Here is a 19,207-nt window from a genome sequence, read left to right on the forward strand (position 1 = left end):
GCTTGTGTCCGCTGCTGCCTGCCTCCAAGAGGATCGTTCCTATGGCCAATGCCCGCAAGATTTTGATCGTGGATGATGACAACGACCTGCGCGACACGCTGGTCGAGCAACTTTCCCTTCACGAGGAATTCGAAGCCTCCGCAGTCGACACCGGCGCCAAGGGCGCCAGCGCCGCAAAAACCAATTCTCCCGATCTGGTTCTGATGGACGTGGGCCTTCCCGACACCGATGGCCGCGAGGTGGTGCGATCCTTGCGCAAGGGCGGCTTCAAGGCGCCGATCATCATGCTGACCGGGCATGACACCGATTCCGACACCATCCTGGGCCTCGAATCGGGCGCCAACGACTATGTGGCAAAGCCCTTCCGCTTCGCGGTGCTGCTGGCCCGGATCCGGGCCCAGCTCCGCCAGCACGAGGCCAGCGAGGACGCGGTATTCTCTGTCGGCCCCTACAGCTTCCGCCCCGGCTCGAAAATGCTGACCGCCGCCAATGCGCGGAAAGTGCGGCTGACCGAGAAGGAGACCGCGATCCTGCGTTTCCTCTACCGTGCCGGCCAGATGCCGGTGTCGCGCGAGACGCTGCTGCAGGAGGTCTGGGGCTACAATTCGGGCGTCACCACCCACACGCTGGAAACGCATATCTACCGGCTCCGGCAGAAGATCGAGAAAGACGCGGCCAATCCCGAGATCCTGGTGACGGAAGCCGGTGGCTACAAACTGGTGCCGTGATACGATTCGCGACCGAATCGTATCCCCGGTCACCTGGCTGAATGTCGATCGAAGATGATGTAGCGCTGCTCGAACGCGTCTCCACCTTGCGCCTGCTGGGGGACACTGCGCTGCGCATGCTCGCGATCGGCTCCGAACAGCGCAATTTCGAACGTGGCGATGTTCTCTTCCATGCCGGCGACGAGGCGGATGCGGGATATGTCGTCCAGCATGGCGCCTTCCGTGTCGAGGACGGCGGTGCCGAGATCATCGCCGGCCCCGGCGCACTGATCGGCGAGCTCGCGCTGATCGTGTCGATGAAGCGGCCGTCGACCGCGATCGCGCTGGAGCGCACCATCTGCATTCGAATTGCGCGCAGCCTGTTTCAGCGCGTGCTGGAAAGCGATCCTGCCGCGGCGCGGCGGCTGCGCGACGAATTCGCCACCCGCACCAGCCAGATCGCCAGCGATATTCTGGTGGCCGGTGGGAAGTTGAGCAAATAGCTCCTGTCGTCCCCCATGTAGCTGCTTCCCCCTCTTGGTGAGGAGGCGCGCAAGCGCCGTCTCGAGACGATGCTGCGCATCGCTCGGAGAACCATGAGGCCCCAGTGGCGCCCGTGGCCCATCCTTCGAGACGCGCGCAAGCGCGCGCTCCTCAGAGGGTGAGAATGATTCGCCTTGTCCGGAGAATTTTACATGTGATGGGCTGGAAGGCACAGACCGTAAAGCTTTTCGGTTGAGCCGGCGCCGAATGACCGCGATCTGACCTCCGGGCCGGTGCTGCGGCTGCTGCGGCGCTTTGTGGGCACCTGCTGGCGTGGACGCCTCTGTTCATGCCGCGACCTGCGCCTTGGCGTGCAAGGCGAGGAAGCGCATCATGTTGTGAGCGACGGCGAACCACAGCAGATGGAGGCGGGCCTTGATCTTGCCGCGCAGGGTTAGCTGGCGCAGTCCCATGCGGCGGGCATGGGCATTGATGCATTCGTGCTCGGCGCGCAGTCGGTAGAATGCCTTACCGTCCTTGCTCTGCATGCGTTCACGCCAATCCGCGACGCCAACACCGTCACCCTGCTTCGGCGCATAAGGGTCGGTGCCGTGCCTGGTTTGCCCCGCCGGGCACCACAGTTTGATATCTTTGGCGTGGGCCCACTCGATGTCGTCGTTCTTGGTGAAGCCGCCGTCGACCAGATAGTTGGAGGGGTCGTAGCCTTCAGCGTGCACCGTCTCGATCCCCGGTTGCGCCAGGCCGCGATCCGAGCCGCTGGTATCGATGTCGACCGCAACGATCACCTGGTGTTCCGGCGCCGAGATGATCTGCATGTTATAAGCCGGACGCCACCCACCATCGGCCATCTTCATCACCCGCGCGTCGGTATCGGTGGTCGAAGCGCGCGGCTCCTTCTGCTTGGCCACCTGGTTCTTGTTGGTCTTCTCGCGCCGCTCCCGCTCGACCTCCAGTTCCTTCATGCGCTGCTGCGCCGCCGCGATCCGCGCCTCGCGCTCGCGGGCGCCACGCGCCTTCGCCGCCCGCTGGCGACGATCGCCAGCCGCCGGATCCGTCTCGGCTTCAGCGCGCAGGCGCGCCACCCGCGTCTGCGCCGCGGTGAGCAGATCATCAAGCCGCGCGCGCCGGCGGAAGGAACTCGCCCCGGCACCCGCGCGCACCCGCAAGCCATCCTGCGCCAACGTGTCGAGCGACACCAGGCCAGCTTCCACCATGGATGCGACCCCCTGCGCCAGCAGCCGCTCCAGAACTGCCATATGCGCGATCCGGAAGTTCGACAGGCTGTGATAGTTCATCGACACCCCGCCGCATAACCAGCGATAGACCAGATGATCGCGGCACAGCCGATCCAGTTGGCGGGCGCTGCCCACCCCATCGACCGTGGCCCACAGCCAAAGCGCCAACATCAGTTCCGGTGCTGCTGGCGGATGTCCGGGCTGGCCCTCGCGCGCCTTGATCACCTCGTGCAACGCCGACAGATCCAGCCCCTCGACGAACGCCCAGACCGAGCGGACCGGATGATCCTCCGAGATCAGATCGTCCAATGCCGCCACCTGCATGCCGATCTGACTGCGTTCCGGCACCCGCAGCCGCAGCGCACCACGCCCTTCGGCCTGCGGTCTTTCCTGCTCAGGTAACCCCTCGAACAATTGCTCGTCAGCCATCGTCAGCCCCTGCCTCGCGCGCAATGCAAGCGAATCACAGCACCGCGGCTGTGGCAAATGCTCATTGCCTAAAGATTCTCACGCTCTCAGGATGAGGACGTCAGTTGTGGCTCCGCGTTATCCCTGAGTGCGTCCGGGACGACAGCCGGCTACACCTCCAGCGTGACCGTCACCGGCACGTGGTCCGATGGCCTCTCCCAGCTCCGGGCGTCGCGGGTGATGGTGAAATCCGTGACGCTGTCCTTCAGCGCGCGCGAGACCCAGATGTGGTCGAGCCGGCGGCCGCGGTCGCCGACGGTCCAGTCGGCGGCGCGATAGCTCCACCAGGTGTAGACCTTCTCCGACAATGGAATCCGCTCCCGCGCGACGTCGAACCATTCGCCATGCACCTGGGCTGCGAGCAGCTTCTCGGTTTCGATCGGTGTATGCGAGACGACCTTCAAGAGCTGCTTGTGCGACCAGACGTCATTCTCATGCGGGGCAACGTTGAGGTCGCCGACGAGGATGTGACGGTCCTCGCCGCGCGGATGCAAGGGCTCGCAGGCTTTCATCTCGTCGAGGAACTGCAGCTTGTGCTCGAATTTCGGATTGAGCGCGGGATCGGGAATATCGCCGCCGGCCGGCACATAGAAGTTATGCAGCACCAGCGGCCTTGAAAGCTGCGCCTTGTCGCCGAACTCGACCGAGATGTGGCGGGAATCGATCTTGTCGCAGAAGGTGCGAATGTCGGTTTTCTCGAACGGCACTTTCGAGATGATCGCGACGCCGTGATAGCCCTTCTGCCCGTTCAGCGCGACATGCTCATAGCCGAGCCGCTTGAACCGCTTCAGCGGAAAGGCGTCGTCGATGCATTTGGTCTCCTGCAGGCAGAGCACATCCGGCCGCGCCTGCTTGATGAACTTGGCGACGAGGTCGATGCGCAGGCGCACCGAGTTGATGTTCCAGGTTGTGAGGGAGAGACGCATGGGAACTGCGTCTTAGCATGGATTGCGGCTGGGGAATCGATTGTCCACAGGGGACGCGTAGGGTGGGCAAAGCGCAGCGTGCCCACCACTACCAACTCCGCTCGTGAGGGTGGGCACGCTGCGCTTTGCCCACCCTCATATGGGGCTTTGTGAGTCAAGGCTCTTGAACCGGTGCGGGTTGGGTTTTTGCAGTGAGAGGGCGGCGCGCGGAGCCATGCGTAGCGCAGCGCGACGACCGGGCCCCGGGCGAGGATTGGCTTCCGAAGATTTCTGCAGCTCACTGCATCACCTCATATCCGGTCGGATCGGCTGATCCGTACCCACATTCCGCATGCTTGCGGCGAGGAAGCCAAGAGGATGAGACCCATCTACAAAGCGGCCTGGTTGGGCCCCTGGGTGGCACGGTCATCATCCATCCTGTACGGGGCGCGCGGCGCGGAGCCGCCTCGCCCTGGTGGCGTGGTCCGGTGCTAGGCCTTCATCACGGCCTGCTCCGGAACAAGGCCGGTGGTGAGATAGCGCCACAGCGCCACGATCAGCTTGCGCGCCAGCGCGACGATGGCGATGCGCTTGGCGCGCTTGCCGGCGTTTTCGGTGCGGGTGCGGAACCAGCGGCTGAGCGCGCTGTCCGGCTGATGGCGCAGCCAGAGCCAGGCCAGTTCGATCGTCTTGTGGCGGGCGCGCCGGTTGCCGGCCTTGCTGATCCCCTGCTCGCGATCGATGCTGCCGCTTTGCCAGGGACTGGGCGCCAATCCGCAATAGCTGGCGACCTCGCGCCGGTTGCGGAAGTCCTTGTAGAACACCTCGTTCACCAGCGTCGCGGCAAACGCCGGGCCGAGCGCCTTGAGCTGCTGCAACTGATCCCGTCGCTTCGCCATCGGCGCCGGCGCCGCGGCGGCTTCCGCCGCGACTTCTGCCGCGACTTCTGTAGCGACTTGGGCCTGCTCCAGCGCCTTGAGCTGGTCGCGCACCAGCATCAGCCGGGCATGCTCGCGCTTCACTTCGGCCAGAAGCTGCGGCGGCAGCGGCTGCCCTTGCCAGTCCCGCTGCTGCTCCAGCCAGGCGAGCCAGGTCCGTCGTCGCAAGGTGCCGGCCGCCATGCCCAACAGGCGCAGCAGCGCCTTGATCCGGTTGGTGTGCCCCGTCTGCTCCTTCACCAGTCGTTCGCGTTCGCGGCTGGCGCGCCGGGCGTCCTCCTCGGCCACGCTCGGCACCCGGACGATCCGCACCACCCGCGGCTCGCCTCGCAAATGAGCCATCAAGGTGCGCAGCAGAAGCTCGCCATCGATCCGGTCTGTCTTCGCCCGCCGCGCCCGTTGCTCCACCGCGATGCTCGCCGGGTCGAAGATGAAGTTGGTGATCCCAGCCGCCGCGAGCAGCCGGTGCAGCCAGAAGCCGTCATAGCCAGCCTCGTAGCAGCTCACCACCCGCGGCGCCGCTCCAAGCTTCGCAGTCGCCCGGGCCTTGACCTGCTCGATCAGCGCCAGCAGCCCGGCGTGATCGCCGCCTTCCAGCTTGTGGCGCGATATCCGGTCCCGATCCGGACTGTGCAGCGTCACCAGCCACGTCTTCTGACTCAGTTCGATCGCAACGAAAATCGTGCCACAATGCCCGGCGGTGGGCGTGTTCTTGGTCAATGCTTGCATCAGACTCTCCGATGGTTCGAGTGTGGAAACCCAAACCTACCGGAAAGGGCGCGCTCACCGCCCCATGGAATCTACAGGCAACTATCCCGGCGGGGTCGCATAGTTGGTGAAATCGATCTTGAACAGGCCCGGATCGATCTTCTTGGTGGAATCGAGATTGTAGACCGCGACCGTGGTGTCGTAGCCCTGCGGGTCGGTGACGGTCCACTGCTTGAGCTGGCCGTCCTTGGCGCCGACCATCAGCATCAAGCGGCTGGTGCCGATCAGCGCCTGCTTCTCCTCGATCGTGATCGAGATGAAGACATCGTCGGCGGTGACGCTGACGACATTGGTGTCCTTCATCAAATCGATGCGGTCGGACAGGAGATAGCGCAGCGGCGTCTGCGACAGCGGATAGATATCCTGCGTCGCGAGCTTGCGATCGCGCACCGCGACCGAGGAGCCGTCGGCGACGATGTCGATCGGGCTGGGCGGCTCATATTCGAAGCGGACCTTGCCGGGCTTCTGGATGTAGAAATCGCCCTTGGTCTTGGAGCCGTCGGGACCGACCTGCACGAAGCTGCCGGAGAGCGTCTGCAGCGAGGAGAGATAGCTGCTGATCCTGGCGGCCTGCGCCTTCTGGTTGGCGTCGAACGTCGCGAATATGTTGGCGGGAACGTTGCGGCGCGGATCGGGGATCACAGGGGTCGGCGGCGTCTGCGTCGAACCTGTCGTCGTCGGGCCCTTCTGCTCCTGCGCGCTCATCTGCGTCCCGTCGCGGCCCTTCGGCGCGGGCTTCGGCACCGGCACGTTTTGCGCCGATGACGGCGCGGCGCCGGCGATCGACGTAGCGATCAGGATCGCCAATCCGGAATGGATGGCGCGATAAGCGTGGTATTTGGCCATTCGGTATTTCGGATTCTGATGCAACGCGTGTTCCGATGACTAGTTTATCGTGGGTAGTACCCTGCGGATATTGGCTTTTCCGTGAAATTATCGGGGCAGGATCACATGCTGCCCTCTTCCTCGATCAGGATCTCGCGCTTGCCGGCATGATTGGCCTGGCCGACAATGCCTTCGAGTTCCATCCGCTCCATCAGTGAGGCGGCACGGTTGTAGCCGATCTGCAGGCGGCGTTGAATATAGGACGTCGAGGCCTTGCGGTCGCGTTTGACGATCGCCACCGCCTGCGCATAGAGGTCGCCGCCGCCATCCCCACCCATGCCGGTGGCATCGAATACCGCGCCGTCCTCGTCGGTCGGCTCTTCGGCGGTAACGGCTTCCAGATATTCCGGCTGCCCCTGCGTCTTGAGATGGCGCACCACCTTCTCGACTTCCTCGTCGGAGGCGAACGGGCCGTGCACGCGGCTGATGCGGCCGCCGCCCGCCATGTAGAGCATGTCGCCCTGTCCCAGCAGTTGCTCGGCGCCCATCTCGCCCAGGATGGTGCGGCTGTCGATCTTCGAGGTGACCTGGAAGGCGATGCGGGTCGGGAAGTTGGCCTTGATGGTGCCGGTGATGACGTCGACCGACGGACGCTGGGTAGCGAGGATCACGTGCAGGCCCGCGGCGCGCGCCATCTGCGCAAGGCGCTGCACCGCGCCCTCGATGTCCTTGCCGGCGACCATCATCAGGTCGGCCATCTCGTCGACGATGATGACGATGTAGGGAAGCGGATCGAGATCGAGCTTCTCCTCCTCGTAGATCGCCTTGCCGGTCTCCTTGTCGAAGCCGGTGTGCACGGTGCGCGTCAGCTCTTCGCCCTTGCCCTTCGCTTCGACCAGACGCGCGTTGTAGCCGTCGATGTTGCGCACACCGAGCTTCGCCATCTTCTTGTAGCGCTCTTCCATCTCGCGCACGGCCCACTTGAGCGCGACCACCGCTTTCTTGGGATCGGTGACGACGGGCGTCAAAAGATGCGGGATGCCGTCATAGACGGAAAGTTCGAGCATCTTGGGATCGACCATGATCAGGCGGCACTGGTCGGGGCGCAGCCGATAGAGCAGGCTCAGGATCATGGTGTTGATCGCGACCGATTTGCCGGAGCCGGTGGTGCCGGCGATCAGCATGTGCGGCGTGCGCGCGAGGTCGATGATGACGGGATCGCCGCCGATGGTCTTGCCGAGACAGAGCGGCAGCTTTGCCACCGACTCCATCGCTTCCTTCGCGGTCAGGAGTTCGCGCAGGTAAACCTTTTCGCGATGCGCATTCGGCAATTCGACGCCGATGGCGTTGCGGCCGGCGACGACGGCGACGCGGGCCGACAGCGCGCTCATCGAGCGCGCGATGTCGTCGGCGAGGCCAATCACGCGCGACGACTTGATGCCAGGCGCGGGCTCGAGCTCGTACAGCGTCACCACCGGACCCGGATTGGCCTTGACGATCTCGCCGCGGACGCCGAAATCCTGCAGCACGCCTTCGAGCGCGCGCGAATTGGCTTCGAGCTCGGCCTTGCTGAGCGGCTGGCGATCGGCGGCCTTCGGCGCCGACAGCACGGAGACCGAGGGCAGCTCGAACTTGTCGGAGGACTTCTTCTTCGCGCGCGGCTCGGCCTTCTTGCGCGGCGCGCGAGCGACGGGCGCCTCGTCCTCTTCCTCCTCCGCGTCTTCCTCCTCTTCGACCTCCTCGTCGAATTCCTCGCTGGCCTCCGGGACCACGGACGGCGCGGCACGGCCGCCGAGACTGGGTTCCTGCCGTTCGAACGCGCCGGCGCCGCGCTGCGGCGCGCTCGAGACCAGCGAGCGATAGGCAGTGCCGAGCAGCCAGCCGAGCCGCGCCTTCGCGCTCATTACCGCGTGGAACAGCCAGCCGAGCGAGACCGAAGAGCGGTCTTCCTCGTCTTCCTCGACGAACGGCTCGTCATGATCCTCGATCGCCGTCAGCTCTTCTTCGCTCTCCTTCGCGCCCCAGCCGCTCGCGAACAAAAAGCTCGCGGTCATCGCGACGAACAGGATGCTGCCGAGCACCAGGCGATAGATCAGTCCGGCCGGACCGAACACCACCGCGGGCGCGCGCACCAGCGCATCGCCGACCACGCCGCCGAGCCCGGTCGGCAGCGGCCAGGCGCCATTATGTGGGAAACAACTCGCGAAACCCGCGGCGATCACGGTGGCGAGGATCCAGCATGCGAGCCGCAGCGCTTCGCGGTCGAAGGCGCGATGCGTCAGCATGCGCCAGCCCCACACCGCGATGGGCAGGATCAGCATGATGGCGCCAAGCCCCAGGATCTGCATCAACAGGTCGGCGCCGATCGCGCCGGAATAGCCGAGGATGTTGCGGATCGGGCGCGACGTGGCGTGGCTCAGGCTCGGGTCCTGCACCGACCACGTCATCAGCGCCGCGGCGGCAAAGCCGGCAAGCGTGATCAGGCACAGCCCGCCGAATTCTCGCACCCGCCGCTCCAAGGCTTCGCGGATCGGGACCGGCAGATGGCCGACCAGGGGAATGACACGTTCGATCGCTGGCATGCGCTTCCAAAGCCTTGCGATTAACTTAAGGTTTCGACCAGGCGGTGCAGCGCCTCGGCCGTTGATTCACTGTCGGAGACCAGCGCGAGCCGGATATAGCCCGCGCCGGGATTGGAGCCGTCGGCTTGCGGCCGCGCCAGATAGCTGCCCGGGATCACGCGCACGCCGGCATCGCGATAAAGTTTCACCGTTGCGGCCTCGTCGCCGCCTCGCTCGGAGACGTCGAGCCAGACGCAGAAGCCGCCAGCCGGACGCTGGTAGCCGTAGCGGCTGCCGAGGATCTGGTCGGCGAGATCGAACTTGATCCGGTAGAGTCTGCGGTTCTCCTCGACATGTGCCTCGTCGCTATAGGCGGCGACCGCGACATGCTGCAGCGGCACCGGCACCTGAGGTGCCGCGACATTGCGCAGTTCATGGAAGGCGGCGAGGAATTTCTTGTCGCCGGCGGCAAAGCCGACACGCATGCCCGGCAGGTTCGAGCGCTTCGAGAGCGACTGGAACACGATCACATTGCTGAAGTCCGCGCCGGCGCATTCCAGCGCGCTGCCCGGCGCTTCCCTGGTGTAGATCTCCGAATAGCATTCGTCGCTCAGGATGATGAACCCGAAACGGTCGGCGAGCGCTTTCAGTCGCATGAAATAATCGCGTGAAGCCACTGACCCTTGCGGGTTCGCGGGCGAGGCAATGTAGAACGCCACCGTGCGCGCCAGCAGCGCGTCATCGAGCGCGTCGAGATCGGGCAGGAATCCGTTGGCCGGCGTGGTCGGCAGATAGACTTGCTCGCAGCCTGAGGCACGGGCACCAGCGCCATAGGCCGGATAGAACGGGTTCGGCATCAATATCGCCGGCGTCCCATGGCGCGGGCCGACATAGCGGGCGGCGGCAATGGCGGCAAAGAACAGGCCCTCGCGGCTGCCGTTCAGCACCAGGACTTCGCTCTCGGGATCGACCGGCCGCGGCAGGTGGAACCGGCTTGACAGCCAGTTCGCCGCCGCGCGGCGGAACGGCTCGATGCCCCTGGCGAGCGGATAGCGGCCGAACTCGGGTGTGTGCTTAGCGAGTACCGGTCCGACAAAGGCCGGAACCGGGTGCTGCGGCTCCCCTAAGGACAGCGTAATCAATGGCTTGCCGGGCTGGTACGGCGCCAGCAGCTCGGCTGTGCGCGCAAACGGGGAACGTTCGGCCTGACCGGCCGGCATTACGCTGCCGGCGTCTTGCGCCACGCCGGAGGGAGCGGTCATTGCCATGTTCTAAACGCCAGCACTTTCAATGCGGTCGAGGGGAATCTAGCTCGACCGTAAACCGATCAAGCCACCATAGATACGGCGAGGTTAAGACGCGATTAACCATCGGTGTTCGTGGCGATTTTGCTATTCTCTGCCTGCGTGCAATTTTTCGAGGTCGCGATGTCTGACAAGGTTTCGGAAGATGGCCGGGTGACGGTTCCCAAATGGGTACGGGACCATTTGGGACTGGCCACCGGCACCGAGGTTGTGTTCCGTCCGGCTGACAATGGCAGCATCGTCATCGAGCGAGCCGACCAAACGCGGCCGCCCAATCGGTTTGCCAAAGTCATCGGAAGGGCAGGTCCGGGCCTGTCCACCGACGAACTTATGTCATTGCTTCGAGACGATTGATCGATGCGACGCTTGATGCGATCCGCTATCGCGTAGCCCTCACTGCGCCGGCAGTCGCTCGAAGGCCGGCATGCCCTCAGACACGTGACGGCTTGGCGCTTCTTCTTCGGTAGCCGCCCAAAAAGAAAGGGGCTCCAACTTGCGCTGGAGCCCCTCAACGGTCGGGGCATTGCCGGGTATGTGCCCGAACCGTAGTTCTGGGTGTGACCCCGGGAGAAGTCACACCCCGGGAGAACTCACATGTTGTAGGCGCGCTCCGTGTGCTCGGTGATGTCGAGGCCTTCACGCTCGGTCTCGACGTTGGCGCGCAGGCCGACGATCACGTCGACGACCTTGTAGATGATCGCCGAACCGACGCCCGACCACACCAGCGTGGTGCAGACGCCCCACACTTGCGCGGTCATCTGGGTGACGAAGTCGTAGTCGGCGATCTTGCCGGCGACGTAGTCCATGATGCCGGTTCCGCCGAGCGCCGGGTTCACCAGGATGCCGGTGCCGAGCGCGCCGACGATGCCGCCGATGCAGTGGACGCCGAACACGTCGAGCGAGTCGTCGTAACCCAGCGCATTCTTCACCACGGTGCAGAAGAACAGGCAGACCACGCCGACCACGAGGCCGAGCACGATCGCACCCATCGGACCGGAGAAGCCGCAAGCCGGCGTGACCGCAACGAGGCCCGCGACCGCGCCGGAGATGGCGCCGAGCACGGAGGGATGACCCTTGATGATCCATTCCGCAAACATCCAGGACAACGCCGCCGCCGCGGTCGCGACGAAGGAGTTGGTCATGGCGAGCGCGGCGCTACCGTTGGCCTCTAAGTTCGAACCGGCGTTGAAACCGAACCAGCCGACCCAGAGCAGCGAGGCGCCGACCATGGACATGGTCAGAGAGTGCGGAGCCATCAGCTCCTTGCCGTAGCCGGTGCGCTTGCCGATCAGCAGCGCGCCGACGAGACCGGCGATGCCGGCGTTGATGTGCACGACGGTGCCGCCGGCGAAGTCGATCGCGCCCTTCTTGAAGATCCAGCCGGCATCCGCGTTGATCTCGTCGAGCTTGGCCTGCGCTGCGGTTTTCGCCGCGCCGTCAGCCGCGGCCGCCAGCGCCTTCGCCGCATCGGTGATCGCGTCCGGGCCGGCCCAGTACCAGACCATGTGCGCGATCGGGAAGTAGATCAGCGTCACCCAGAGCGGGATGAACAGCGCAACCGCGGCGAACTTCATGCGCTCGGCAAAAGCGCCGACGATCAGCGCGGGCGTGATCGCCGCGAAGGTCATCTGGAAGCAGATATAGACCAGCTCCGAAATGTTGGCGTCGACGCTGAAGGTCGCGGCCTTGGAATCCGCGTTGATCCCCGCCAGGAAAGCCTTCGAGAACCCGCCGATGAAATCCGAACCGCCGGTGAAGGCGAGGCTGTAACCGTAGATCGCCCAGATCACGACGACGATGCAGACGCTGTAGAACACCTGCATCAGCACGGAGAGCATGTTCTTGGTGCGGACCAGGCCGCCATAGAACAGCGCCAGTCCCGGGATCGTCATCAACAGCACCAGCACCGTCGAGGTGAGCATCCAGGCGTTGTCGCCCTTGTTGACGGTCGGTTCGGCATAGGCAGCGGTCGCGGCGAACAGGCCGAATGCGAGTGCCGCCAATCCCGCGCCGTGGGGACGTTTGAACGTCATGTTATTCTACTCCTGAATTGTAAGGTTTGAGCGCGAAATCAGAGGGCCGCGGCGTCGGCCTCGCCGGTGCGGATGCGCACCGCGTGGTCGAGGTTGATGACGAAGATCTTGCCGTCGCCGATCTGCCCGGTCTTTGCCGCCGATGTGATGGCGTCGATGGTCTTGTCGACCTGGTCGGCCGCAACCGCGACCTCGATCTTGATCTTGGGCAGGAAGCTCACGGCGTACTCCGCGCCGCGATAGATCTCAGTGTGGCCCTTCTGACGCCCGTACCCCTTGACTTCCGTCACCGTGAGACCGTGAACGCCAATGGCGGTCAGGGCGTCGCGGACTTCTTCCAGCTTGAATGGCTTAATGATCGCCATAACAATTTTCATGTGTCCTATCCCCGCTTGGGCCCGGTGCAGACGAACCGGGTGTTTTTCGACTGAGATCCACCACGCGGAGAAAATTCACGACGCGGTCACAGCCGCCGGCGTTAGAATCAAATGCCGTGCCAGATCGACGGCGCTGCCTAACGGATTATGAATCCGCCCGTTTTCGCGCTTGACGCGAATTGGCCAGACCTGCGCTATTCCGCCGCGCTCAAAATGTAATCAATATCGCCTAATCCATAGGCATGCCAGAGTCTGGACATAATCCTGCCCAGCGGTGCGGCAGATCGGCGGTAATTAAGTAGCGGGGCTACTGCAATGCCTCGCCGTGCTGCGAGATATCCAGGCCCTCCAGCTCCGCCTGCAGCGACACGCGGAGCGGGACGAAGGCGCTGACCAGCTTCAGGAGCACGAAGGTCACGCCGCCGCACCAGATCAGGGTAACGGCGACGCCGGAGAGCTGGACCAGCAGCTGCTGTGGATGGCCCTCGATCAGGCCGGCGGTTCCGCCGATCGCGCTCACCGCGAAAACGCCGGCCAGCAGCGTCCCGGCCATGCCGCCGACGCCATGGACGCCGAACACGTCGAGCGAATCGTCATATTTGAAGCGGTGCTTCAGCCAGGTGCAGGCCCAGAAGCAGATGAGGCCCGCGATGATGCCGATGATGACCGCGTGCCACGGTTCGACGAAGCCCGAGGCCGGCGTGATCGTGCCCAACCCTGCGACCGCGCCCGAGATCATGCCGAGCACCGATGGCTTGCGGCGCGTCGCCCATTCGATCGCGCCCCAGGTCAGCGCGCCCGCGCAGGCCGAAAGATGCGTGGCGATGATCGCCATCACCGCGCGCGACCCCACCGTGAGAGCCGATCCGCCATTGAAGCCGAACCAGCCGACCCAGAGCAGCCCGGTGCCGATCACCGCGAGCGACAGGTCGAACGGCGACAGGTTCTCGCTGCCATAGCCATGGCGCCGCCCCATCACCTGTGCGGCGACAAGCCCGCTGATGCCGGCGGAAAGATGCACGACGAGCCCGCCCGCGAAGTCGAGCACGCCGACATTGGCGAGGAAGCCGCCGCCCCACACCCAATGTGCGAGCGGAACATAAGCAAAGATGAACCAGCCGATGGAGAAACAGAGATAGGCGGAGAAGCGCATGCGGTCGGCAACCGAGCCCGCCACCAGCGCCACGGTGATGATCGCAAAGGTCATCTGGTACAGCATGAACAGCGCTTCCGGGATCGTCTTCGCCGCCGGATTGACGCTGTCCATGGTCATCCCGGCGAGGAACCAGCGGTCGAGCGTGCCGATCCACGGTCCGTCGCCGACGAAGGCGAGCGAGTAGCCGAAAGTGGCCCAGAGGATCGAGACGATCGCGACGGCCGCGAGACTCTGCGCCATCGTCGCCAGCACGTTCTTCTTGCGCACCATGCCGGAATAGAACAGCGCAAGCCCCGGGATCGTCATCATCAGCACCAGCGCGGTGGCGACGATCATCCATGCGGTGTCGGCGGCGTTGATGGCTGGCGTCTCGGCACGCGCCGGCGTCGCCGACAACAGTATCGCAAGACCAAGTGGCGCGATCAGCCGCGCGGCACGAGATGATGCCCCCATGGTGTTCCCCAGCAGAAATCGTTTTGGTTGATACGACCAGCGCCGTTGTCGGTCGCGCTCGGAGAGAGCTTAGAGAGCGTCGCTGTCGGTCTCGCCGGTGCGGATCCGCAGTGCGTGATCGATCGGCGTGACGAAGATCTTGCCGTCGCCGATCTGGCCAGTGCGCGCCTTGGCGGTGATGACTTCGACCGCCTTGTCGGCGATGTCGGATGCGACTGCGATCTCTATGCGCAATTTGGGCAGGAAGTTCACGACATATTCCGCGCCGCGGTAGATCTCGGTGTGCCCCTTCTGCCGGCCATAGCCTTTCACCTCAGTCACGGTCATGCCGTGGACGCCGATCTCGGTCAGCGCCTGGCGCACCTCGTCCAGCTTGAAGGGTTTGATAATCGCGACGACAAGTTTCATGACTAGCGGCCCGCATTTTCTTAAGCGCGGCCGCCCTGTTCTCTGGGCGGCCTCCGATGCGGGCGCAATCTGGCATCTTTCTGAGCAAATGGCACAAAAAAGTTGCAGGTCTAGGGGGAAAACATTGGCAGCCCCGGCCCTCGTTCCCTGTACAGGGGACATGATCGTCCGTCACAATGCGGCTTTCCGGCTCCGCCAGCGTTCCCGCTGGCACGTCCTGCCAAAGATTGTGCTTCCAAGGAAACGCCATGGCCGATCGATCCTGGTTTTATGCATCCGAGGGCCAGCAAAGAGGCCCGTTTCCCGAGTCCCAGCTCCGCGATCTCATCGTCCGGGGCATCGTCGGGCCGGATACGCTGGTCTGGACCGAGGGAATGGCGGGCTGGCAGAAGGCGGGCGAGATTCCCGGGCTGATCTCGGATAGCTCCGGTCCGCCGGCGATGACGCCGGGCGGCGCGCCGGCAGTCAGCGCGGCCGGCTATACCGGCGGGGCGCTGTCGATCGATCCGCCGCTCTGGTCCTTCCTAGGTTGGATCCTGCTCTACGTGGTGGGCACGCTGCTCGTGATCCCGGCTCCCTGGGTCGCAACCAATTTCTATCGCTGGATCGTTCCCCGCATCCATGTGCCCGGACGGCCGAACCTCGCGTTCAACGGACAGGTCGGCGACATCTGGTACGTGTTCGTCGCGCTGGGGATCCTGAACTATGGCGGCGCCGTTGATGACTACCTTCAGCTCGCAGGCGCTCTGGCGCAGACATTCCTGTCATGGGTGGTCATACGCTGGGTCGTCAGCCATCTGAGCTCGAACGGTCAGCCGTTGCCGATCGCCTTCGATGGCAGCATCTGGGCCTTCGTCGGCTGGCAACTGCTGTTGTACATTTCGCTGTTCACCATCATCGGCTGGGCCTGGGTGAGCACCGCTTTCATGCGCTGGATCTGTCGCAATATCATCGGCACGCGTCGCGAGGTGATCTTCAAGGCGTCGGGATTGGAGCTGCTCTGGCGAACCATCGTGTTCGCGATCGGCTGCATCTTGCTGATTCCGATTCCCTGGGCCTTGCGCTGGTACACGCAATGGTACGTGTCGCAATTCGCGCTGATCGAGCGCAGCACGCTCGCGAATGCTTAGAGCAGCGATCCTGCTCTAGCTAGAGCACGATCCGATTGGGTTGAACTGCAGCCACGATGAAGCTGCGCCCCCTCTCCCCGCTTTGCGGGGGAGGGCCGGGGTGGGGGCTGTCTCCGCATTGGGATTCCCCAAGAGGAGAGAACCCTCACCCGGCGCTACGCGCCGACCTCTCCCGCAAGCGGGAGAGGTGAAGTCGCCTTCCGCGTGGACATGGCATCGCGCTCCAACCGTGCGCCGTTACTTTCTCTCGCGCACCGAACCTTCTTGTGCCACTGACGCCACCAGCGTGCCGTCGGGCTTGAAGATCAGGCCCCGCGTGAGGCCGCGGCCGCCTTGCGCGCTCGGGGAGTCCTGCGCGTAGAGCAGCCATTCGTCGGCGCGGAACGGGCGGTGAAACCACATCGCATGATCGAGGCTTGCCGGCATCATGCGCTTGTCGAACAGCGTGCGGCCGTAGCGCGCCATCACCGCATCGAGCAATGAGAAGTCGGATGCATAGGCGAGCGCGCACAGATGCAGCGCGGGGTCGTCGGGCAGCTTCGCCGCGGTGCGGATCCAGACATGGATGCGGCCCTCCTCGATCTTCTGGCCGAAATAGCGGCCGAGCTCGACCGGGCGCAGCTCGATCGGCCGATCGGATTCATAGTAGCGGCGGATGAACTCCGGCATCTCGCGGAACATCGGCTGCTTCGACACCTCCTCGGCGGTGAGCTTTTCCGGGGGCGGCACGTCCGGCATCTTCTCCTGGTGATCGAACGCGCCCTGCTCCTCGGCATGGAACGACACCATGATCGAGAAGATGGCGTTGCCGTGCTGGATCGCGGTGACGCGGCGGGTCGAATAGCTCTTGCCGTCGCGCAGCCGCTCGACCTGGTAGATGATCGGGACCTGCGGGTCGCCCGGCAGGATGAAATAGCAATGGATCGAATGCGGCAGGCGGCCCTCGACGGTGCGGCAGGCCGCGACCATGGCCTGGCCGATCACCTGCCCGCCGAACACCCGCTGCCAGCTCGTTTTCGGGCTGTTGCCGCGGAACAGATTCACCTCGAGCGGCTCGAGATCCAGGATGGAAAGCAGGTCAATCAGGCTTTTTGACATGAAAGCTTCCTCTTCCACCGTCATTCCGGGCGCGTCGCAGACGCGAACCCGGAATCTCGCGCCGAAAACCTCTGGATTTCCGGGTTCGCGCTGGCGCGCGCCCCGGAATGACGGTGCCATGTTAAGCACCTTGCTTGGTGCCACTGTTTCGCCCAGCCGTTATCAGGTAGCAAGCACAGTCTGAGGGCATGAGCGCGTAAGGGACTTGCATGTCGGCACAACGAGGCATTGTCATTTGCGGGGGCGCCTTTGCGGGTCTGGCGCTGGCCCTGGCGCTGCGCCAGGGGATGGGCGCCGAAATCCCCGTCATCGTGGCCGATCCGGCGCTCGGGCAGCGCCCGAGCCGCGATCCGCGGGCGACCGCGATCGTCGCGGCCTGCCGCCGGCTGTTCGAGGCGATCGGCATCTGGGGCGAGATTGCCGACACCACGCAGCCGATCCTCGACATGGTCGTCACCGATTCGCGGCTCGATGATGCCATCCGGCCAACGTTCCTGACCTTCGCCGGCGATGTCGAGCCCGGCGAGCCGTTTGCGCACATGGTCGAGAACCGGCTTCTGATCGACGCGCTGGTGGCGCACGCCGAAGCCGCAGGCATCGATTTGCGCGCGACGGCGGTCTCAAACTTCGAAGCCAATGCCGATCTCGTCAGCGTGACGCTCGCCGATGGCAGCGCGATCGAAGCGAGCCTGCTGGTGGCCGCCGATGGCGCGCGCTCGAAGCTGCGCGAACGCGCCGGCATCGTCACCCATGGCTGGGACTACGATCAGTCCGGCATCGTCGTCACGGTCGGTCACGAGCGCGATCACCAGGGCCGCGCCGAAGAGCATTTCCTGCCCGCGGGTCCGTTTGCGATCCTGCCGTTGAAGGGAAACCGCTCGTCGCTGGTGTGGACCGAGAACCGCAAGGAAGCGTCCCGCATCGTCGGCTTGAGCGAACAGGAATTCCATGACGAGCTGGAGCGGCGCTTCGGCCTGCATCTCGGCGAGGTCAAGGCGCTCGACAAGCCGCGCGCCTTCCCGCTCGGCTATTTCGTCGCGCGCTCCTTCATCGCCGAGCGGATGGCCCTGGTCGGCGACGCCGCGCATCTGATCCATCCCATCGCAGGGCAAGGGCTCAATATGGGCCTGAAGGATGTCGCGGCATTGGCGGAAGTGGTGGTCGATGCGGCGCGGCTCGGCATCGACCTTGGACAAGCAGACGTGCTCGAGCGCTATCAGCGCTGGCGCCGCTTCGACACCATGGCGATGGGGGTCGCGACCAATTCGCTGAACTTCCTGTTCTCCAACGAATCGACGCTGCTCAGGACCGTGCGCGACGTCGGGCTCGGCGTCGTCGACCGCCTGCCGCCGCTGAAGAGCATGTTCATCCGCCAGGCGGCGGGGTTGTCGGGGGAAGTGCCGCGGCTGTTGAAGGGCGAAGCGTTGTAGAGGGCGAATAGCGAATGGGGAGTGGCGAATGGGGAATTGAGAGCCTTCTATTCGCTATTCCCTACTCGCCACTCGCCTGCTCCATCACTCGATCTTGCGGGCCTCTTCCGGCAGCATGATCGGGATGCCGTCGCGGATCGGATAAGCGAGTTTTGCCGAGCGCGAGATCAGTTCCTGCCGTTCCGCATCGAATTCCAGCGGACCCTTGGTGATCGGACAGACCAGGATTTCCAGGAGCTTTGGATCGGCGGTGCTTTCGAGATGATCGGTCGGGGCGCTCATGACAGTCTTCCAGCTTGAGGACTATCCTCTATCACGTTCGACTAGCGCACCGCCATCCGCAAGAGTTCGGCGACGATCACCTGCTGCTTTGCCTTCGGTAGCGGCTGCTCGGTCAGCGCCTGGCCGAGGAACGCCCAATAGAGGATCTGGGCACGGGCGCGGGCCACCTCGTCGGTGAGACCCGCCCGTTTCAGGAGGCTCTCGACATAGCCGAGCCGCCGCTGGTCGATCGCCTGCACGGCGGCCCGTGCTGAAGCGTCGACGTTCGCCCAGCTTCGGACCGCGTTTTCCAGCGCCAGCTTTTCGGAAAACACCCGCCGCAGCAGTGCCGCCAGAGCGTCGGAACCTGCCGCCGTCGCTTCGACATCGACGATGATCCGCTCGGCGGCGATCTCGCGCCAATGTTTCAGGACGGCGGCGTGGTAGGCGGCGATATCGGCGAAGTGCCAGTAGAAGCTGCCGCGGGAGACGCCCATCTCCTTCGCCAGCGGCTCCGCCTTCAGCGCGGTGAAGCCGCGTTTTGCCAGTGCCTTCAGGCCCTGGTCGAGCCAGTCCTTTGCGGAGAGCTGATCGGTCATACTGGCTACCATACACCAGTGTATTGACAGCCGCCAATGCGCGGGCG

General features: G+C 64.5%; 18 protein-coding genes. 5 read left to right on the forward strand and 13 right to left on the reverse strand.

Features of this window, described 5'->3' with window-relative positions; all coding sequences use genetic code 11:
* The first annotated feature begins 41 nt into the window (after positions 1–41).
* Entirely contained in the window at positions 42–728 is a 687-nt protein-coding gene (locus ACVJGD_RS29360; RefSeq protein ID WP_456637501.1) for a response regulator transcription factor, read from the forward strand.
* Between the two features lie 41 nt (positions 729–769).
* Positions 770–1,210, forward strand: coding sequence for a cyclic nucleotide-binding domain-containing protein (locus ACVJGD_RS29365; protein WP_456637502.1), 441 nt, complete (start codon positions 770–772; stop codon positions 1,208–1,210).
* Positions 1,211–1,537: 327 nt separating this feature from the next.
* Here the strand turns inward: ACVJGD_RS29365 and ACVJGD_RS29370 are convergent, their stop codons facing one another.
* The 6 genes from ACVJGD_RS29370 to ACVJGD_RS29395 form a co-directional block, all read right to left on the reverse strand.
* Positions 1,538–2,875, reverse strand: a complete 1,338-nt coding sequence (locus ACVJGD_RS29370) for an IS1182 family transposase (RefSeq protein WP_456633186.1) — start codon at positions 2,873–2,875, stop codon at positions 1,538–1,540.
* Positions 2,876–3,024: 149 nt separating this feature from the next.
* Entirely contained in the window at positions 3,025–3,840 is an 816-nt protein-coding gene (locus ACVJGD_RS29375; protein ID WP_456637503.1) for an exodeoxyribonuclease III, read from the reverse strand.
* A gap of 470 nt (positions 3,841–4,310) precedes the next feature.
* The gene (locus ACVJGD_RS29380) at positions 4,311–5,486 is read right to left on the reverse strand and encodes an IS110 family RNA-guided transposase (RefSeq protein ID WP_456632918.1); all 1,176 of its coding nucleotides are present in this window, start codon (positions 5,484–5,486) and stop codon (positions 4,311–4,313) included.
* Between the two features lie 81 nt (positions 5,487–5,567).
* The gene (locus ACVJGD_RS29385; RefSeq protein ID WP_456637504.1) at positions 5,568–6,371 is read right to left on the reverse strand and encodes an outer membrane lipoprotein carrier protein LolA; all 804 of its coding nucleotides are present in this window, start codon (positions 6,369–6,371) and stop codon (positions 5,568–5,570) included.
* 101 nt (positions 6,372–6,472) lie between these two features.
* Complete coding sequence (locus tag ACVJGD_RS29390) at positions 6,473–8,932, reverse strand: DNA translocase FtsK (protein WP_456637505.1); 2,460 nt, start codon at positions 8,930–8,932, stop codon at positions 6,473–6,475.
* Positions 8,933–8,952: 20 nt separating this feature from the next.
* Positions 8,953–10,179: an aminotransferase class I/II-fold pyridoxal phosphate-dependent enzyme gene (locus tag ACVJGD_RS29395; RefSeq protein ID WP_456637506.1), complete on the reverse strand. Its 1,227-nt coding sequence runs from the start codon at positions 10,177–10,179 to the stop codon at positions 8,953–8,955.
* 159 nt (positions 10,180–10,338) lie between these two features.
* Here ACVJGD_RS29395 and ACVJGD_RS29400 point away from each other — a divergent pair, with 159 nt between their 5' ends.
* Complete coding sequence (locus ACVJGD_RS29400) at positions 10,339–10,569, forward strand: AbrB/MazE/SpoVT family DNA-binding domain-containing protein (RefSeq protein ID WP_456637507.1); 231 nt, start codon at positions 10,339–10,341, stop codon at positions 10,567–10,569.
* Between the two features lie 236 nt (positions 10,570–10,805).
* Here ACVJGD_RS29400 and ACVJGD_RS29405 read toward each other — a convergent pair whose 3' ends face one another.
* From ACVJGD_RS29405 to ACVJGD_RS29420, 4 genes are all read right to left on the reverse strand, one after another.
* On the reverse strand, positions 10,806–12,248 hold the full coding sequence (locus ACVJGD_RS29405) for an ammonium transporter (protein ID WP_456637508.1): 1,443 nt from the start codon (positions 12,246–12,248) through the stop codon (positions 10,806–10,808).
* A 38-nt stretch (positions 12,249–12,286) separates the two neighbouring features.
* Positions 12,287–12,625 carry a P-II family nitrogen regulator gene (locus ACVJGD_RS29410; protein ID WP_028164751.1) on the reverse strand — a complete coding sequence of 113 codons (339 nt, stop codon included), beginning with the start codon at positions 12,623–12,625 and terminating at the stop codon, positions 12,287–12,289.
* Positions 12,626–12,932: 307 nt separating this feature from the next.
* Complete coding sequence (locus tag ACVJGD_RS29415; RefSeq protein WP_456637509.1) at positions 12,933–14,234, reverse strand: ammonium transporter; 1,302 nt, start codon at positions 14,232–14,234, stop codon at positions 12,933–12,935.
* Between the two features lie 69 nt (positions 14,235–14,303).
* Positions 14,304–14,642 (reverse strand): P-II family nitrogen regulator, encoded by a 339-nt coding sequence (locus ACVJGD_RS29420; RefSeq protein WP_028164749.1) that lies wholly within the window; start codon positions 14,640–14,642, stop codon positions 14,304–14,306.
* A 248-nt stretch (positions 14,643–14,890) separates the two neighbouring features.
* Between ACVJGD_RS29420 and ACVJGD_RS29425 the strand changes: the two genes are divergently transcribed.
* The gene (locus tag ACVJGD_RS29425) at positions 14,891–15,772 is read left to right on the forward strand and encodes a DUF4339 domain-containing protein (protein ID WP_456637510.1); all 882 of its coding nucleotides are present in this window, start codon (positions 14,891–14,893) and stop codon (positions 15,770–15,772) included.
* Positions 15,773–16,009: 237 nt separating this feature from the next.
* On the opposite strand, the gene tesB is transcribed toward ACVJGD_RS29425, so the two are convergent.
* Positions 16,010–16,870, reverse strand: coding sequence for an acyl-CoA thioesterase II (gene tesB, locus ACVJGD_RS29430; RefSeq protein WP_456637511.1), 861 nt, complete (start codon positions 16,868–16,870; stop codon positions 16,010–16,012).
* 209 nt (positions 16,871–17,079) lie between these two features.
* On the opposite strand from tesB, the gene ACVJGD_RS29435 reads away from it, so the two are divergent.
* Positions 17,080–18,300, forward strand: coding sequence for a ubiquinone biosynthesis hydroxylase (locus ACVJGD_RS29435; RefSeq protein ID WP_456637512.1), 1,221 nt, complete (start codon positions 17,080–17,082; stop codon positions 18,298–18,300).
* Positions 18,301–18,384: 84 nt separating this feature from the next.
* Here the strand turns inward: ACVJGD_RS29435 and ACVJGD_RS29440 are convergent, their stop codons facing one another.
* Both ACVJGD_RS29440 and ACVJGD_RS29445 read right to left on the reverse strand, forming a co-directional pair.
* The gene (locus ACVJGD_RS29440) at positions 18,385–18,582 is read right to left on the reverse strand and encodes a Trm112 family protein (RefSeq protein WP_454623761.1); all 198 of its coding nucleotides are present in this window, start codon (positions 18,580–18,582) and stop codon (positions 18,385–18,387) included.
* A gap of 41 nt (positions 18,583–18,623) precedes the next feature.
* Positions 18,624–19,160: a TetR/AcrR family transcriptional regulator gene (locus ACVJGD_RS29445; protein WP_456637513.1), complete on the reverse strand. Its 537-nt coding sequence runs from the start codon at positions 19,158–19,160 to the stop codon at positions 18,624–18,626.
* Between the last annotated feature and the right edge of the window lie 47 nt (positions 19,161–19,207).

The organism is Bradyrhizobium sp. USDA 10063 (assembly GCF_054063735.1).

Bases quoted from the DNA above. Each gene is read 5' to 3' on its own strand.
- ACVJGD_RS29360 (WP_456637501.1), top strand. From the start codon at position 42: ATGGCCAATGCCCGCAAGATTTTGATCGTGGATGATGACAACGACCTG.
- ACVJGD_RS29365 (WP_456637502.1), top strand. From the start codon at position 770: ATGTCGATCGAAGATGATGTAGCGCTGCTCGAACGCGTCTCCACCTTG.
- ACVJGD_RS29370 (WP_456633186.1), bottom strand. From the start codon at position 2,875: ATGGCTGACGAGCAATTGTTCGAGGGGTTACCTGAGCAGGAAAGACCG.
- ACVJGD_RS29375 (WP_456637503.1), bottom strand. From the start codon at position 3,840: ATGCGTCTCTCCCTCACAACCTGGAACATCAACTCGGTGCGCCTGCGC.
- ACVJGD_RS29380 (WP_456632918.1), bottom strand. From the start codon at position 5,486: ATGCAAGCATTGACCAAGAACACGCCCACCGCCGGGCATTGTGGCACG.
- ACVJGD_RS29385 (WP_456637504.1), bottom strand. From the start codon at position 6,371: ATGGCCAAATACCACGCTTATCGCGCCATCCATTCCGGATTGGCGATC.
- ACVJGD_RS29390 (WP_456637505.1), bottom strand. From the start codon at position 8,932: ATGCCAGCGATCGAACGTGTCATTCCCCTGGTCGGCCATCTGCCGGTC.
- ACVJGD_RS29395 (WP_456637506.1), bottom strand. From the start codon at position 10,179: ATGGCAATGACCGCTCCCTCCGGCGTGGCGCAAGACGCCGGCAGCGTA.
- ACVJGD_RS29400 (WP_456637507.1), top strand. From the start codon at position 10,339: ATGTCTGACAAGGTTTCGGAAGATGGCCGGGTGACGGTTCCCAAATGG.
- ACVJGD_RS29405 (WP_456637508.1), bottom strand. From the start codon at position 12,248: ATGACGTTCAAACGTCCCCACGGCGCGGGATTGGCGGCACTCGCATTC.
- ACVJGD_RS29410 (WP_028164751.1), bottom strand. From the start codon at position 12,625: ATGAAAATTGTTATGGCGATCATTAAGCCATTCAAGCTGGAAGAAGTC.
- ACVJGD_RS29415 (WP_456637509.1), bottom strand. From the start codon at position 14,234: ATGGGGGCATCATCTCGTGCCGCGCGGCTGATCGCGCCACTTGGTCTT.
- ACVJGD_RS29420 (WP_028164749.1), bottom strand. From the start codon at position 14,642: ATGAAACTTGTCGTCGCGATTATCAAACCCTTCAAGCTGGACGAGGTG.
- ACVJGD_RS29425 (WP_456637510.1), top strand. From the start codon at position 14,891: ATGGCCGATCGATCCTGGTTTTATGCATCCGAGGGCCAGCAAAGAGGC.
- tesB (WP_456637511.1), bottom strand. From the start codon at position 16,870: ATGTCAAAAAGCCTGATTGACCTGCTTTCCATCCTGGATCTCGAGCCG.
- ACVJGD_RS29435 (WP_456637512.1), top strand. From the start codon at position 17,080: ATGTCGGCACAACGAGGCATTGTCATTTGCGGGGGCGCCTTTGCGGGT.
- ACVJGD_RS29440 (WP_454623761.1), bottom strand. From the start codon at position 18,582: ATGAGCGCCCCGACCGATCATCTCGAAAGCACCGCCGATCCAAAGCTC.
- ACVJGD_RS29445 (WP_456637513.1), bottom strand. From the start codon at position 19,160: ATGACCGATCAGCTCTCCGCAAAGGACTGGCTCGACCAGGGCCTGAAG.